Annotated in this window: 14 protein-coding genes; 3 read left to right on the forward strand and 11 right to left on the reverse strand. The window is 39.4% G+C overall.

The window, feature by feature from the left end; translation table 11 throughout:
* Nucleotides 1-166: 166 nt before the first annotated feature.
* Nucleotides 167-370 carry a hypothetical protein gene (locus JT26_RS11120; RefSeq protein ID WP_004584322.1) on the forward strand — a complete coding sequence of 68 codons (204 nt, stop codon included), beginning with the start codon at nucleotides 167-169 and terminating at the stop codon, nucleotides 368-370.
* A 187-nt stretch (nucleotides 371-557) separates the two neighbouring features.
* Here the strand turns inward: JT26_RS11120 and JT26_RS03925 are convergent, their stop codons facing one another.
* The 11 genes from JT26_RS03925 to JT26_RS03975 form a co-directional block, all read right to left on the reverse strand.
* Nucleotides 558-947: an RteC domain-containing protein gene (locus JT26_RS03925; RefSeq protein ID WP_081966375.1), complete on the reverse strand. Its 390-nt coding sequence runs from the start codon at nucleotides 945-947 to the stop codon at nucleotides 558-560.
* Nucleotides 948-1,207: 260 nt separating this feature from the next.
* Nucleotides 1,208-1,702: a hypothetical protein gene (locus tag JT26_RS03935; protein WP_036846531.1), complete on the reverse strand. Its 495-nt coding sequence runs from the start codon at nucleotides 1,700-1,702 to the stop codon at nucleotides 1,208-1,210.
* A 116-nt stretch (nucleotides 1,703-1,818) separates the two neighbouring features.
* Complete coding sequence (locus tag JT26_RS03940; RefSeq protein ID WP_036846535.1) at nucleotides 1,819-2,238, reverse strand: hypothetical protein; 420 nt, start codon at nucleotides 2,236-2,238, stop codon at nucleotides 1,819-1,821.
* Nucleotides 2,239-2,250: 12 nt separating this feature from the next.
* Entirely contained in the window at nucleotides 2,251-3,597 is a 1,347-nt protein-coding gene (locus JT26_RS03945) for an ETX/MTX2 family pore-forming toxin (protein ID WP_036846539.1), read from the reverse strand.
* Between the two features lie 65 nt (nucleotides 3,598-3,662).
* The gene (locus JT26_RS03950) at nucleotides 3,663-5,897 is read right to left on the reverse strand and encodes a peptidase domain-containing ABC transporter (protein ID WP_036846541.1); all 2,235 of its coding nucleotides are present in this window, start codon (nucleotides 5,895-5,897) and stop codon (nucleotides 3,663-3,665) included.
* 81 nt (nucleotides 5,898-5,978) lie between these two features.
* On the reverse strand, nucleotides 5,979-6,755 hold the full coding sequence (locus JT26_RS03955; protein ID WP_036846554.1) for a hypothetical protein: 777 nt from the start codon (nucleotides 6,753-6,755) through the stop codon (nucleotides 5,979-5,981).
* A gap of 52 nt (nucleotides 6,756-6,807) precedes the next feature.
* Nucleotides 6,808-9,108, reverse strand: coding sequence for an outer membrane beta-barrel protein (locus JT26_RS03960; protein ID WP_160216319.1), 2,301 nt, complete (start codon nucleotides 9,106-9,108; stop codon nucleotides 6,808-6,810).
* Between the two features lie 25 nt (nucleotides 9,109-9,133).
* The gene (locus JT26_RS03965; protein ID WP_152566984.1) at nucleotides 9,134-10,933 is read right to left on the reverse strand and encodes a YcaO-like family protein; all 1,800 of its coding nucleotides are present in this window, start codon (nucleotides 10,931-10,933) and stop codon (nucleotides 9,134-9,136) included.
* Between the two features lie 53 nt (nucleotides 10,934-10,986).
* Nucleotides 10,987-12,387 carry a radical SAM protein gene (locus JT26_RS03970; RefSeq protein ID WP_036846562.1) on the reverse strand — a complete coding sequence of 467 codons (1,401 nt, stop codon included), beginning with the start codon at nucleotides 12,385-12,387 and terminating at the stop codon, nucleotides 10,987-10,989.
* Between the two features lie 70 nt (nucleotides 12,388-12,457).
* The gene (locus JT26_RS10800; RefSeq protein WP_160216320.1) at nucleotides 12,458-12,631 is read right to left on the reverse strand and encodes a hypothetical protein; all 174 of its coding nucleotides are present in this window, start codon (nucleotides 12,629-12,631) and stop codon (nucleotides 12,458-12,460) included.
* Nucleotides 12,632-12,976: 345 nt separating this feature from the next.
* On the reverse strand, nucleotides 12,977-14,797 hold the full coding sequence (locus JT26_RS03975) for an aminotransferase class I/II-fold pyridoxal phosphate-dependent enzyme (RefSeq protein ID WP_036846566.1): 1,821 nt from the start codon (nucleotides 14,795-14,797) through the stop codon (nucleotides 12,977-12,979).
* 261 nt (nucleotides 14,798-15,058) lie between these two features.
* Here JT26_RS03975 and JT26_RS03980 point away from each other — a divergent pair, with 261 nt between their 5' ends.
* Entirely contained in the window at nucleotides 15,059-16,549 is a 1,491-nt protein-coding gene (locus tag JT26_RS03980) for a DUF3945 domain-containing protein (RefSeq protein ID WP_036846568.1), read from the forward strand.
* A gap of 34 nt (nucleotides 16,550-16,583) precedes the next feature.
* Nucleotides 16,584-17,248, forward strand: a 665-nt coding sequence (locus JT26_RS03985) for a DNA topoisomerase (RefSeq protein ID WP_036846570.1), incomplete at its 3' end; no start/stop codon positions are given.

Consider the following 17,248-nt stretch of genomic DNA (forward strand, 5'->3'; position numbering starts at 1 on the left):
ATGTACGGAGAGATACCAACCGATACTTTGCACCCCCTGTTTTCAGAAGAGAAAACGCAGCGAGATTTGGCGAAGCATCTTCTGTATGTTGTTTCTCACTACCTTATTTGTCATAGGCTTCAAGTGGAATTTCTTAGCGACCAAAGGTTTTGAGGATATGAGATGGATGTCGGGATATACACTGATGGCTATATGGTCGGGATACCTCTTCGTAGAGAAGTTCATCCCCTATAAAATGATTGCAGGAACCAACGGGCAGTGGGTAATATACTACATCATCAAACTGATTCTTTTTGTTGTCATTGGTGTTTTTACAGCTCCTTTTACTTGTTTGTGGACTATTATACGGGTTATCAAAGCCTTTCGTTGATAGTAATAAAGTAACAAGGGGCTGTGGCAAAATTGAGTTTTGACCACAGCCCCTTGTTAGGTGTCTCAGAATGCGCAAAATGCAAAGCGCTAAGGCTGAGGCTGAAGGGAGCATACTAGGGTATGTGACCGAAGCCGAATGCCGCAAGCAACACAGCAGTTTGTGCATTATGACACACCGCCTTTCTTCATCTTCTTTTATACTTTCCTCCCTTGATATCGCTTTCTACCATCCGCCTGTTCAATTTCTCTTTCAATTCATCAAGAAAGTAGGTACGACTTTCGTCTTTACGGTGCTTCATGTTCATATAAACATTGTAACAGTTCTTGATTTCGACTCCGAACACCTTGGAAAGCCTATCCGACAATTCTTCTACACCGATCTCTCCATTATTGATGCAATTGCAGGTATCCAGAGCATAGAGAAGCTCCACCAAATCTACAATCTTTCCTGTCCAGTGAATTGAAGAACTTTTTTGTAAGTTGGCTTCGGAAAAGTTCGTTTTCTTCAAGCCTTTCTCTAAAATCTCCAGTTCAATGGAAAGCACTTGCTCTAGCTCTGAAAAGCAGAGTTGGATAGACGAACTTACAGAGTGATTTTTTTTGTAATGTCTGAAGTATGAACCGAGTATAGTTCATAATGCGAAACAGAGTAGTATCATCGGTTGCTGAATTACTCAGTTCGAGTATCATTTCAATCAACTCATCAGTAGCTTCACGAACTTCAGAAGCGGAGGAACTCTCAGAAGATACAATCTTAAAAGGATCTGTTTGGGTTAGTCTTTTCATATGATTATTTTATTTGAGATTTACCCAGAGTTGAAGGTTGTCAGAGAAGTTACTTCCCTAAAAATCCTGAGAAAAAGTGAGTCAGTAAGTTCTCGGAGTGAATGGTCAATAGGAAATCGACTTCTCGGTGTTCCATCTTTTTCATAGGCCGCAATGGGACATGACAAAGAGCCTCTTGTCTACCAAGAGTGTCTCTTTCCATGGAAAGAGATAGAATGTTGCCTTTTGCAACTTCGACAGCCGATTGAAATTCAATCGATGCTCCCTCTATGAGTACATTGGGACGCTTCTCTCCAAATTTTAATAACACATTTATTTCTGTGGAGGCCGCCTTCTGTTCGCCACCGATCCCATGTATGACAGCTGTCCCGGAATAAACCTGCTTATAGGGGAGGAAGTAGGCTACGGCAACAATGCAAAGCAACACAACTCCAATGGCGGTAATGCCATAGCGAACCAGTGAGGATGGAATTTGTCCTACTATACTGCGAACTTTCTCGCTACGAAGCTCAAAATTTCGCTCTTGTTTCTTTTTCTCTTCCATATTAAAAGGTATTCCAAACTAGTTACTCTAGAGCCAATACGTTTTCCTCCGTTACAAATAAGGGAAATTTGGATAGAATGCTTGGGAATGAATCTTGAATATTGTTATATGTATTTCTAGTTCTTTCCTTCCTGCTTGTCAAATAATATCAATGGTAAGATGTTTCTTACAAAATCGCCAATGCTACTATGATTTAAATGAATTGCTGACGATGAGGAAGGGATTTCAGTTTCTACTAAAGCAATGAGTTTGGAATTGTAAAATATGAAACTGTAATTAACAAAAGCCCAACTTCCATTGTATACACGGACTCTATATGATAGTTGCTCTACAAGTCCTTGATCTTTGTATTGTACAAAAGAGACTTTGTAAGGAGTGCCCATTATGTTTTTTACTCGATCTTTACTATAGCCAATTTGTACTGAATCAAGTTTTACCATAAACTCCTTATTGCTAAATGCTTCATTCTTACTCTGAGAAAAAGCCACAATGCTGCAAGTAATAAGCAGCAGTAGAATTCCAATAATTTTTTTCATACTTGTGAATATTTATCTATACACTAGCCTTGTGGCTACCAATTGGTTTGTTTTTAAATCATATTCGGTGTAAGATGTTACTATGTCTGTACAATCAACACCCTCCCAAATTCCATTCACTCTAATTATTTTCCCAGTTTTTGTCCCTTTTAAATAGGCAGTGTAATGCATCTTTATCAAATATCTTGTAACTTGCGCCTTTGCAATAATCTTTCGCATTGCTGGAACAACTATTTGAAAGTTGTAATTTCTTGTGTCTTGAAAAGTTTCACTTTTCCCCCATGTCGCAGTATGAGTGTTACTCGCTGTCGTTTTAATTGATCCGTCGGCAACAAAGGGAATAGATATATCTAGACCAGCAGTTACACTCAACGAAAAACTATTTGATCTACTAAAACTAGATGTCCTTGATGCCGTCTTTCCGAAATTGGTCGATAATTGCTGATTTACATTTGTTTTATTTATACTAGTCCAAGTCACAACAAAGTCTGGTTGTTTTGATAGCACTGCGCTATAGTCATTGTGAAACTCGATTCTCTCCATTTCAAAATCTTCTATAGGCGCAATCTTAAACTCTTGTCTCCTTGAGTTCCAATATTTTTCAAAATAAGTTCTTGAGTCATTATTACAGCCTAATGCAGGAGAAAAAACGGAAGAATTAGATTCATCGTAAGACCATTTGAAATTTTCTATGCGAAAAGATTCGCCATTTGAATCTGAAGGGATGAAGTTGAAAATCTTAATGTATTCATTTGAACAATTCTGTTCTCCGTAAAGGAACTCATCGTTTGGAGACGATCTGTAACTTCCGGGGATCATATAATAATCATTGTCTTCAAACTTGGTTTTAATGATATACTGACCAATAAGAGGAACATATGTCAGATAGAAAGTCTGCGAGTTTGTGTTAGAGTCATCCTGCTTATTCTCAAGTCTAGCGGGAGCATTACTGTAGTAGGTTTTGAACCATCTCTTATATCGATTTCTTTTAGCGGTTAGATAATTCCCCTGACCAACATTCTCATTAACGATTATATTTACGGGTGAATCCCTCAAGTCAAATAAAGTTTGTTCTACGTTTATTCCTGACCCTGACTTTAATTCAGATGTAGTTGACCTGAGTTTCCCCCTAGCTTTGGCTAACATTTTCTGAAAGACGATTGATGTTGTATCGATTGTCGAAGGGACAATTTCTTCCTCAATAATACTATTCCCAATACTATCAGTTTCCGCTAAAGGTAGAGACTCTGAGTGTAGCTTAGACATTTCTAGATTTTCTTGTAGGGGAAATTCCCTATTGCATGAACCTAGGGAAATAATTACTACAAACAAAAACAAACTGTTGAAAATACGATTCATAATTTTTTTAGTTAGGAAATATTAAACTTATACTTGTAACACCTTATGATTAGATATTTCTATACTTAACTGCCCAATTCCAACTGATTCTTAACCAAAGAAAAATATTTTCCTCGTTGAGATGTTAATTCCTCATGGGTTCCTATTTCTACAATCTTACCTTCATCCAAAACAACTATTTGGTCAGCATTGCGGACAGTGGAAAGGCGATGTGCCACCACAATCACTGTTTTTCCTTTATAGAAATCAGACAAATTTTCAGTAATGGCTCGTTCATTGCTGGCATCAAGGGCATTGGTCGCTTCGTCCAAGAAGACGAACATCGGGTTCTTATAGACTACCCTCGCGATCAGAATACGCTGTCGCTGCCCTTGACTGATGCTCTGTCCGTCTTGTCCTATCATAGTATTATAGGCTAGTGGAAGACCTTCAATGTAGTCTGCAATGTTTGCCACACGAGCAGCATGGCAGATACGTTCAATATCAGGCTTATCATCCGATATGGCGATGTTTCTTGCAATGGTATCCGAGAAGAGATACCCCTCCTGCATTACCGCTCCACATTGGCTACGCCACCAACTGAGGTTGTACTCACTCAGACTACTATCTCCTACCCTAATAGTCCCTTGAAGAGGTTCATAAAAGCCGAGTAGAAGTTTAATGAGCGTAGTTTTTCCACTCCCACTTGCCCCTACTATGGCAGTTACTTTACCGTTAGGAATAGTGAGTTTAATGTCTGAAAGGATGTCTTTATGACTGTATATGTCGTATTTAAAGGAGAGATTTTGTATTGTAATAGAATGGCTCTTAGAAGTTTCATCCGCATATTGACTTTTGGTGCGCTCTGAGTCTTCTTCGTTGGTTTCGGTGTGTATTTCATTCATGCGATCTAGGCTAATGCTTACGTCCTGCCAAGAATAGATAAACTGGATAAGTTGCTCCACAGGAGTATTAAGCTGTCCGATGATATACTGCACCGCCAACATCATACCAAGGGTCATATTACCTTGAATAACGGCTGTAGCCGCAAGTACTGTGATAATTATATTTTTTACCTCATTGATCGTAATACTTCCAGCTTCTTGTATTTGTTGTAGGTTAAGTGCTTGTAGATTAACCTTAAAAAGATCTGCTTGTACATCCTCCCAATCCCATCTCTTACGTTGTTCGCATCCTTGTAGTTTTATTTCCTGCATCCCGTCAATAAGTTGATAAGTCACATTGCGGTTACGCCCAGCTTGCTCAAAGTACTTGTAGTCTAGTTCTCTACGTTTTTTTAAGAAGAGTATAATCCACCCTGCATATAAAAGTGTGCCTACAATAAAGAGAGAAAAAATACCGATATTATATGTTGCCAAAACAACACCAAACACAATAAAGGTAAAGAATGAGAACAAAAGACTCAAGCTACTAGATGTGAGAAATTTTTCAACCCGACGATGATCTTCTATTCGCTGTAAGAGATCTCCCATTAACTTAGTATCAAAGAACCTCATTGGAAGTTTTAGTAGTTTAATGAAAAAGTCTGAAATCAGCGTTATATTAATGCGTGCGGAGATATGGAGGAGTATCTTGGAACGGATAAAATCAATAATAGTGCGACTGAAAAGAAGCATTAACTGTGCTAAGAGTACAAGCCAAATGAAGCTTAAGTCTTTGCCACCAATGCCCACATCAACTATTGCTTGTGTCAGAAAAGGGAGGATAAGTTGAAGAAGCGAAACAAACAATAATCCAAGGATAAGCTGCGTAAAGAAACGACGATACTTCTTCAGATAGCTCCACAAAAAAGAAGTTCGAGAGAGATTGTTTTTGTGCTGTTTATTTTCAATTGATGTGGTATAAAACTCATCTGTTGGCTCTAGCAGAAGTACAATACCTCTTCCTTCCCCATAAGTTTGAGTGCTGATCCAGCGTTCACAAAACTCTTTATCTGTATAGGTAAACATCCCTTTCGCTGGATCTGCAATGTATACAATACGGGCTCCTTTGCGTGTTTTTTTTATTTTGTAAACAACAATGAAATGATTTTGATTCCAATGCACGATACATGGTAAAGGTGCTTCAATGGCGAGAGTCTCAAAATTTAATTGCCCTCCAATGGTTTTAAATCCTAATTTCTCAGCAGCTTTGCTAATACCTAGTAAAGAAACTCCATCTTTCCCTAGTGCACACCACTGCCGCAAGTAATCTCGGTCAGGATGTTTTCCGTAATGACTAGCAATTATTGCTAAACAGGATGGACCACAATCCATAGTGTCTCGTTGCATTATCATGGAGATAGGGTATGTCTTTCTCATTACTTCTGTTTAAACAGTTAAAGACAAATAAGGTCTTGATGATATAGCGGTGTATAGATAGCTCTCTATATTCTTATATTTTCATCGAACTCTAGACTCAATCCCAGCGGTTGGGTTTACGACTACTCTTTTTGTTATAGGGTTAAAATATGTTTCAGTTCCAATGAAAAAAGAGATATTACGAGATAGGTTGTACCTTATCAGAGATGTATTTGAAAAATAAGTTGAACCTTCTTTATGCAAATAGGCAATATGGAGACATGAATAGATAGAAAATTTGTCGTTTATAGCATACTCCAAACTTGGATGGAGAGAGACTCCTTGGTGTGTCTCTTTCCCCAAGATGTTTGTTTGATCGTACCTAATATTTCCTTCTAAAATCCATCGTTGTTTTTCGTATCGGATACTCCCCGTAAGGGAATATCCGTACATATTATTTTGATAAGATTGATACAACCCTGAAAGGCGTGTAGAAAAATGAGGAGATGTTGAAAAAGAAATATTTCCCCAACCGTAGATTCTGGGGCTCCCAATCATGCCAAATGAAAATTGTTCAGTCGTTATATAGCCACTAAGATCTACGTTTTTACCTAAATCTATCCTAGGCAAAAAATCTTTGTATTCTACAAAATCAAGCCTCGGAGACAAGGCTGGTAAAAAATCAATGTATTTATGACGGATTTTATCTAGACCATGAGGACGAGATAAACTGAGTAATTTACCATAACCCATCTTAGCCCCAACTATATTAATTCCATATCTCTCTTGTCCGACTATTAATTGGGGCGTAAGAAGCAAGAAAAATGTGAATATAACTCGCTTTAATAATATTATATTCGAAGCTCCAAGGTAATTCATTTTCGATAAACACATAAAAATTTTTATCAGTTCTTATAACTAAAAAAAGGTTTTAATTATGCCCCCATCTAGACCTGTCGATTTCTTTTCTTTGCGTGGACTTATAGCCTCCGAAATTATATTTCAATCCAATAAATATACCCCGTGTATCTGCATTGTTTTGCATATTAAAATGTTGTCTACCATAGCGAACACTCACTTTTGGAGTCATCATGTTTGCAATATCTGTACAACGCATAGTTAGAACCGCACGACCTTTTGCAAAAGTATATTTCACCCCGGCCGTCAATCCCAAAGGGTTACTTAAATTATAGATGCCTTGTATAGGATTCATGATATAATACCCTTCTAGATCCATAGTAATATCAGGCTTCTTTGATATCACGAATGTTGCATTAAGACCATTGTAGGCTGTTAGAGCCATTCGATTAAAAGATATATCGTGAAAATGATCGTGCTTAACGTGCGACAAAAATAGATTCAGAGTATAATTGAATCTCAAACTTTTACTGAGGTTGAAAGGGACTACCGACAAGAAACCAGCAGTACGATTGAATTTCCAGTTCTGGGTTTGAGCAATTATCTTGGGTTCAACTTGAGATTGGTAGAGCTGTTGGATAGAGTATCCAGGTTGATATGTATAATAGAGCGAGAATACATACTTTTGTCGAAGTATATAATTCAATCGAGCTGTGTATTCATCATAAGGTTTCAAAGAGGGGTTACCTTTGCCTTCTATGTATCCATCTATCGAATTTAAATAGGGTCTTTTTTCCCAGTAGGATGGATATATTTTTCCAGATGTAAGTGAAAACTGAAAAATATTCTTTGAATCAATTATATATGATAGGTCGGCTTTGGGGATTATTGTAAACCGACTTTCATCAGAAAACTTACTGTACTCTCCTAGCAAAGATGCTGAAAAACTAAAATTATCTGATACCTTCTTCCCGACTTTGATGTAAGCAGATGAAATCCACTCTTTTAGGGTGTCTTCAATGTCTTTCCGATCAATTGCTCGAAAGGATTGAAAATCTTGCTCGTCTGTATAGCTAGTGTTAAGTCCGTAACCTACTTGCCAACCTTGATGTAGAGTGTGTGTATTATCGAGATGAACCTTATAAGTCTTTAGGTCTTGTCCATAACGGGAAAAAAATATATTACTGCTGTTTTGAGATGTTAATGTGAAATCTTGCTTACCACCATAAGTATATGTCAAAAGAGATGCTCCAATTTGAAACCCATTTGTATTTGCATAGCTCAACGATACACTATGCATTGCATCATTTTCCCTTTTCTGATTATTTCCTGTTATATTCACTCCCTTTATTCTTAGTTCTTTTTCGATGAAAGGGGTATACAGTCCTGAGTAGGTCGCTGTGAGCTTCCCTGAACCCATCTTATAATCAAGGTTTATAAAACTGAGATGAGAATGTTGCGATATTGCTTGTTTAGTTGACTGTTCGAAGTCAAATACAGTAGATCCAACAGTGTGATGAGACGAAAGCCTATTATTTAAAAGTTGCTTCCGATAATCATATGCATACATGAAAGACAATGACAGCTTGTCTCTTGAGTAGTTTAGATTTATACCTGATTTAAGGTAAGGGTACTTGTTATGGTATAGTGTTGTATGCACTTCTCCTTGTAAAAAACGACCTTGTTCTTTTTGCTCATGAAGAATAATGTTAATAACAGCTCCATTAACATGGTATTGTGGGGGGGCATTATAAAAGACTTCTACAGATGATATCTGAGATGCTGGCATACTCTGAAGGAGTTGCTTCAATTGCCCTTGAGGTATTGGTGGAATTTGTCCATTGATGGCTATTACATAACGAGGGCTACCTACAAGGGTTAAATCATGTCCCTGTAATGTCAGACCAGGTGTTTTTGACAACATCGTATAAGCATCTTGAGCAGAGCTTCGCTCTAGTAAGGTTCTTGTATCATACAGCAGTGCTCCATCTCGCCCTTTTACCATAGGACGAGATGCTTTAACAACTATTTCAGATAGTTCACGTGTAATTGATTTCATGTAGATATTGCCAATCTCAGAACCTTTAATCTTGGAAAGATAATCCTCGTAATTGATATGATGAGCTTGCAAGAGTAAGGAATCTTTATCAGATGGTAGTTTGATCTGAAACTCTCCTTTTTCATCAGAGACAGTCACCGCAACTGCGATAGAGTCTAACGTTCGGACAACAATAGAAGCTGCCGCAATAGGAGATTTTTCATCCTTTGAAAATACTTTCCCTTTTACTGTTAGATCTTGCGCAAATATACTGCTTGCAATCCCTCCCAACACAGTGATCCATAGTAGTTTCCTAGAGAATAACAACTGTTTCATTAGTAATAAAAATGTTATCATAACCTTAGCTATTAAAAACTTTCTTTAGGTCTCCTTGGTTGATTTTGTTCTTCCTTTTCTGAATATCTATTGCTTTTCGCAATTTCAATACACTGACCAATTTTGATTCCATATTTTTTTGCAACCTACCAGCATCAAGATGCTTATCAAAGCTGTAAAACTGGAAAATACAATTAGGGTTTTTCATATCTTCCGAAACTTCATGGGCAGTCTCTTCATTATACTTCAGTTTGAGATATGATTCAATGTAAGTAATCGATTTGCCTTTGAGATGTTTTAGGTCTATATAATCTAAACATGCATAATAATACGAATATTCCTTGCCCTTTCCTTTTAAAAAGTCACATAAATATTTATATGAGTCTTGATACATTTCCTTTTTATACGAGACCATAGACAGGAATAGGTATGGATCTAAATCATCTAGCTCTTTACTTGGATAGAAAGGGAAAATTTGGTTGAAAGACTCAAATGTACCAAGCCGTAGACTTTCCTTAAGCCACGGAGACACTTCTTCTAGAAAATCATCCATTATGTATCCTTCAACGCTAAAAAGCTTTTCATAATTAACTGGGAGCTTAGAATGATGCCCACCAATCATACCACGTAAATCCAAATTACTTACTCCAGGAACTACGATATTATAAGTTGGAAAGCCCAAAAACGAATTGTCTCGAATATACACACTCGATCCCAACTCCTCAACAAGCTGAAGAGAATGCTTGATATCCAAGACATCATCCACTCCATAGTTGGGATTAAATCCTTGAAATTGGTACGATGCCTCTCCTGAAAAAATCTCCTTGGGCCACTGACCAGTGCCATTCTTGACTATCTTCATATATTCTCGTTGTTGATCTTCAACATCATCTTCAGATGATGTACAGTTAACAGAAAGGAACGGGACAGTAATTGATCCCCCTCTAGATTGATAGAGTTCTGTAAAACAGCGCTCTAGTGCTATACTAGGGACAAAATCAGCTCCTAATTTAAAATTATAGGTGTTTCTGTGCCGGTCGATGGTTAGTAATCCAATTACAGGAAGCCCTAATCCAAGAGAACAGTCTTTAATGATAAAATCATATTTCCTACTTTGTTTTAGGGATTGCATCTTTTGAAATATCGCTGAATTTTGAAAACAATCTTCCGGAATGGTAGGCGGAGTCAGTTTTTCGAAAAATATTTTCTTGATTGCATAACGTTCAAATATCTCGCAAAGACCTTGAAGAATAGCTTCTTGAGGTGTATTACCAGCACACATTCCATTTGATCCATCAGAAATCAAAGCTAAATCAACAGGAAAAAGAACCTCTTTTTGCTCTTTCGTAGAGTAAAAGGGAAGCATTATAGCTTGTTTCTTTCCAACTATAGTTTGCAAAATTTGATTTATGTCGTTCTTCTCTGGAAGAGAAAGCATTTGACGTATTTCATTGCCATATATGGCCACAATTTCATCTAATGAGGCCCATTCTTCATCATAAGAGTGAACAAAGGCAGGTGACAAATTCTCCTCTTTCAGAAATAAATCAAACTCGGTATCTTTTCTATTATTTAAACTAGATCTTTCATAAAGAAATCTAAATACACTATGATTAAGCAACATATCGTTTTGTAGCCTTTCCAAGAATTCTGCATAACCACTAGCCAGAGCATATAAATAGGACATCCCCTTTCCATTCGTACCTATATCCAAAGACTCAAGTTCAGCACTTATTACGCTTAACCGACACGAATTCATTCCATCGTTCTTGAAGGAACTTTCCTTGAGGAATAATCCCAATCCATGAAGGATGCTTCTAATCAAATTGATGGTATTTTTGGGCTTTGATGCTTATATTTCTTACTCATTTCTGCATATTAATTTATATTAAAAAGATCTGGGTTTAATCTGTTCTCAGTTAATAGAACCATTAATCTAGGAATCAACACCTTGGATAAACGACAAAGACTATGAGGATGATATATATCGTTATATCGATAGAACGAGTCTGAGGCACATTTATTTATGCATAATCGATGAATATCACAATCTTTACAAGTTTCTATCATCTGTATAGTTCTATTTGATAGAGCTGGATGATTGTCAGGGGATGGAGGTATAAATTTATCATAAATACTTCCCAGATAAAACTCTTCGCAACCAACGAGGCAATCACAAGCATAGATTCCCCCTTTAATGTCAATCGCAATTGTTTGGTTTCCGGCCCCACATGGAGTACAATAGCATATATTTTGCTCCTGATAAAGAAGACTTTTTATAAGAGTAGATATGCTCCTTTCTGATACAAAATCCTTACAATCTCTTGTCGTATTTAAATCATTAATGCGACATGCAATGTCAATATATGCAGATGCTAGACTTTCATAATCTACGGATTTGCAATCTTCTAAAGATGAATCTCTTTGTAACAATGTGTTAAATACAAAGTTGTTTACGCCTAAGTCCACCAAAAAGTCAAACGTTTGTCTTATAAAAGGGATATTTTGAGGTGTTATAACGCTCAAAACTCCAAACTTATTTCCAGATAAGAGAAGGTTTTTAATTCCGTTTATTACAGCATCAACAGATGATGCTCCAGACTTAAATGGCCTATTATTATTGGAGATCGGAGATATTCCATCAAGGCTAATGCCTACCGAAACATTATTTTCTTTGAAGAAATCAGCGATGCTGGATGTTAGTAATGTCCCATTTGTTTGTACGGACAACCTTATATTATTCGAAATTATCCTAATCTTTCCTATGAGTGATTTTAGTCTAGGAAATATTACTAGCGGTTCTCCACCATGAAAAACAATCGTTAGTTGTCGAGTAGATTGAAAGCATTGATATGCACTGTCAATATAGCTTAAAATATCTTCGTCAGAAAAGTGTGCATTTTGAGAACTCCCGGTGTGAGCATAACAGTAAGAGCAAGCTAAGTTGCATTTTTCAGTCATATTGACCACAATTATAAGTTGTTCTTTTTGCATATATTCACAGCCGTTCTCTGTATTGTTTTGGTAGCGGGGAAGACCATTGATATTAAGTAACCCTGCATAATACAATTCTCTTACAACAGACTGTTTGCTCGGATATATCTGCAAGAACTCGTCTACACCTATAGGGTTACCCAATAATAGCATTACGGCTGAGAGATCTTCATTCTTAACCCCTAACCAATACCCCTTTTCTGGATCAAGAAAAAGGTTATATCTATCTGTCGTTCTGTTAGAGCTTAACACCCTAACATGCTTATTTAGAGATATTTTATACATGTATGCAATGGATAGAGCCAACGATAGGGAGAGGTGTCTTATTTATAACACCCTCCCTATTCTGGATTGATTAGAACGACAACGCCCACTTAGCTAAAGTGATGCTATGATCTTGAAGAGAACCATCAGATACCTTATCTGTCATAGGATCTGACTGACCACCTTTCACCTCGATGAACTTTTCTGCTTCCATTGTATCCCAAAGACTCTCAGTCTCAGGGTTTGTTAAAAAACGCTTTTTCATAATAATCCTTATACTAATTTTTCTCTACTCATATCGCTTTTCGATTCCGCGTCCTTTATTTCATACAGCTTCCCGATTCTCGGTAAGGACTTACTGCACTGCATTACTTCACAGCTTCCAAACAATAATGTTTGTGTTTTTCATCTCTAGAATGCATTAATTACAATTTGTTGATACTTTTTCTTCTTTAGGTTTTTATGACTTCCTTGCAAGAGACTTCATAAATACAATGTCATAGCCAACTTATTGTCAAGAACATTATTCCTCAAGAAAATTTATAATCTCTAAAATAAAAGAACGTGCGTTCTTTCTCTTTCTATCAACTTTATATCACCGTAATAGTTATTAAAGAATCTCTTTCAGTAATTTAATTAGGGCAATCTCAATCTCTTTATCACTAATACTTGTGAAATCTATTCCACAAAACGTAGATATGTCCTTATGCAGGGCTAAGTATTGTACTCCAGCCGTAAGAATTGCCAACTGCACTCTTGATGTATTTGAAGATTCGGTGTCCTTTGAAAAGAAATCAACTAAATTTTCTGTTTGTTTTTCTCTAGCCCTTGCTATCTCAATAGCAGCCTCTAGCGGAGAATCCTGCAGTTCAAGACGAAGTAAGGACCCTAATAGCCCGTCTCCTACAATTTGTCTCCATAATGATAGTAAAATTCGAGTCAAATCTTCTGGAGTCCTACTTAGTTGTTCGATAGGAAATTCTTCGTAGTGAGATAACCAAAAATCATGATCACGGATAAATTTCTCCACATAAAAGGCAAACCCCTCAGGATAGCGTCTGTAAAATACTTGAGGTTCTATTTCAGCTCGTTCGCAAACTTCTTGAATAGAAAGCCCTCCAAACCCCTTTTCTCGCACAATATCCTCTGTTGCCTTATCAATTAACTGAGCAATTTCGGCTGAAGAACGTCTCTTCCTTGGCATATTATATTTGTAATCTTTTTTTGATACTAGTAAGAGTTTTGAGATTAGAAAATCTATATCTCTATATGAATGCAAGCAGGAAAGCGCAAGGCGTAGTCTCGGACATCGTTTCGAGACAGCAGGATAGCCTATGGGAACGATATAAACATCGTGTTGGAGTAAACGCTCTGCCCACAAAATAGCTTCATCATAACTTGGGGTCAGTATTCCTACGATAGGAGTAGTGGAATCTGTTGTAGAAAAACCTGCTTCTTGAAGCTTCTCTCTCGCATACTGAGCTTTTGCCAGCAACTCTTTTCGCTCAGAGGTCGCTTTGGGGATTAGCTCCAAAGACTTCAAAGCAGCAGCTAAGCAAGGAGGAGGGAGAGAAACTGAAAAGCAGCAACTGCCGGCATAGTAACGGATGTAATTAATTAAATCCTTACGACCGGAGACATACCCACCTATACTTCCGAAGGCTTTACTCATGGTACCTGTAACAAGAGGGACTTGCCCCAATAGGTTTAATTCCTCTAAAAGACCGGCCCCATGCTCGCCCAACACCCCTATACCGTGGGCATCATCCACGATAAGCAAGGCTCCATGTTTTTGAGAAATCTCCAGATACTCCTGAACCAAACCTCGGTCTCCGTCTTGGGAATAAACCCCATCTATCACGACATACAAATTGCTCCCTTCAACTTTATAGCGCTGTAGAGCTGAGTCTAAAGCTTCTGGATCATTATGAGGAAGTATCTTACAAGTACAATGCCTTACTCCTTCAAATACACTTCGGTGAACCCCCTTGTCAAGGAATACAATATCATTAGGCTTTGCCAAAGCAGAAAAGAGACCGACATTAGCAGAAAAGCCTGAGTTAAAAACCAAAGTATCCTCCGTCTTCAATAGGGCTGAAATTCCATCTTCCAATCTCTTCTGCAATGAAGAGTAGCCTCCGATACTAGGAGCCGCACAGAACCCTGTCCCAAATTGATTAATAGCTCTGATGGCATCACTTTGTACAAGTGGATGCTGAGAAAATCCTAAGTAATCATTGGAAACAAAACTGACCATACGAGAACTCCTGCGGTTATTCAAAGACATTTTCGAAGATACCGCAGAGTCGGACTCTTTCCAATAAATCTGTCCGCTTTCATCCTTATAGCTCTCCTTATATTTATAAAACGCCTCTGCAAGCTCTTGAATGGACTGCTGAGACTGTCCTACACCGTATTTATCTAGTTTCATACGTAGAGTTCACATTCATATTTCAAATTAGGGTATTACATTCACGCTTCAAAACTAAACAAATAAATTTGTTCTGACAAAAAAATAAGGCATTTTTTTTTGCCTTTATTAAGCTAGCCTCTGGAAAAGGATTCTTTTAAAGCCACTTCTATCCATATTAAAGCCACAAGTACGCACTTATTTTACACCTGTAACACACTCTTTATCTATGGTTTACTTTTGTCCGTGCACCGCTGTTGGTGTCATTAAATAGATTGTAATATGGACGAAAAAATCAAAGACCAAGAAGTTCTTTTGGTCAAGGAACAGAAGGACGAGAACCTCCGAGCCGTAGCCGGAGCAGATGAAAAAGGTGGACTGAAAACCGTACCGCCCACCGCCGAGCATGAACAGAGCTTCCTGAAGTTCGACAAGCACAGCAATGCGCTGGAGAACTTCCTTTCCAACTTCATGCGGCAGTTCAAGCACCCCACACCGCTGACTTTCTTCAAGGTTCCCTTTGAGAGTGCCGTTGCCAGTGCCCGCGTACTTTCGGAGATGCTCAAAGCTCCGGAAGTCCCCTCCAATAAAGAGATGCTGGACTCTGCCCGTGTCAATCCTTCGGACTATACAGGAGAGCAGAAGCAGTTCTTTCAAGGCATTGACCCCGACAAGGTGAAGTGGGAGCAGTTCGAGCAGATGGGTGTAAGCCGTGAGAGTCTCGAAAAGGGCAAGCATCTTGATGACCTACTTCAATACCGCAAAACTCCGCTTATTCCCATCGCAATCAAAATCGGAGAAGTCTCCCTTTACACCGATGCCCGTCTTTCTCTGAAAGCCTCCGGAGACGGTACGTTTATCCCCGTTGTCCACGCCATCCGTAAGGAACCTCAATTGGAGCGTGAGTTCTTCGGGCATACCTTCACCGACGAGGACAAGAAAGCCCTCAGAGAAACGGGCAACCTCGGTCGTACCGTGGAGCTGACCTTCCCCGGCAAAGATGANTTCGGGCATACCTTCACCGACGAGGACAAGAAAGCCCTCAGAGAAACGGGCAACCTCGGTCGTACCGTGGAGCTGACCTTCCCCGGCAAAGATGAGCCAACCCGCAGTTTCGTGAGCATCGACCGCCTGACGAACGATATCATCGCCCTGAGTGCCGACCGGGTACGCATCCCCGATGAAATCAAGGGCGTGAAGCTGAGCGATGAGCAGAAAAAGGAGTTGTCGGAAGGCAGAAGCATCTATGTGGAGGGCATGACCTCCAAAACGGGAAAGCATTTCAATGCCAACCTTCAATTCAATGCCGACAAGCGGTCTATTGAATTTCGTTTCGGCTCTCCCAAGCAAGGACAACGCCAAAGACAAGCTCCCGAAGGACAGGAACAAACGGAGCAGAAAGAACTGCGTGTCCCCAAGAAGATGTTGGGACGTGACATCTCTCCCGAAGAGCAAGCGAAGCTCAAAGCAGGTCAGACGGTCTATATGACCGGGCTTATCGACAAGAAGGGAGAGCCTTTCAATGCCTATGTACGTCCGAACTTCGAGAAGAACAAGTTCGACTTCCTCAAATGGAATCCCGACAAATCCCAAGCCAAAGATGTTACTCCCGACAATGCTTCCCGCACGCAAGTCGCCGTCAATTCCGAAGGCAAGACCAACGAGGCTACCAAGCATGTGAAAGAGCCACTCAAGCAGGGACAGACAGAGCCTACTACGGGGCAGGAACAAAAGCAAGAAGAGAAGAAGCGTTCCAAGGGAATGAAAATGTAATCCGCCACCACTAACATCCAAAAAGCAAGAACAAATGAAAGTCATCATAGCAGAAAAACCGAGCGTAGCCCGTGAAATCGCCCGTGTCGTTCGGGCAACCAACAAGAAGAACGGTTATATCGAAGGAGGCGGCTATGCCGTCACGTGGGCATTGGGACACCTGATAACGGCAGCCATGCCCGAAGCCTACGGCATCAAGGGCTTCCACAAAGAGAACCTGCCGATTTTTCCTCCCGTCTTTACCCTTATTCCCCGTCAAATCAAGGAGGGTAAAGGCTATAAAGAAGACCCTGCGGCAGTCGCCCAACTCAAAGTCATTGAAAAACTCTTCCGGGAATGTGAGGGCATTATCGTTGCCACCGATGCCGGACGGGAAGGTGAACTCATATTCCGCTTTATCTACGAATACTTGGGCATTCCCCGTCCGTTCGACCGTCTGTGGATCAGTTCCTTGACGGACAAAGCCATCAAAGAGGGGCTTGCCCATCTCAAGAGCGGTGCCGAGTACGACAATCTTTATTATGCCGCCCGTGCCCGCAGCGAAGCCGACTGGCTGGTGGGTATCAATGCCACCCAAGCCATATCCATTGCGGCAGGACGAGGCACTTACTCCTTGGGCAGGGTACAGACTCCGACCCTCTGTATGGTCTGCTCCCGTTTCTTGGAGAACAAGAAGTTCGAGCCACAGTCATTCTGGCA

This window comes from Porphyromonas sp. COT-108 OH1349 (assembly GCF_000768755.1).
Classification (GTDB): domain Bacteria; phylum Bacteroidota; class Bacteroidia; order Bacteroidales; family Porphyromonadaceae; genus Porphyromonas_A; species Porphyromonas_A canoris.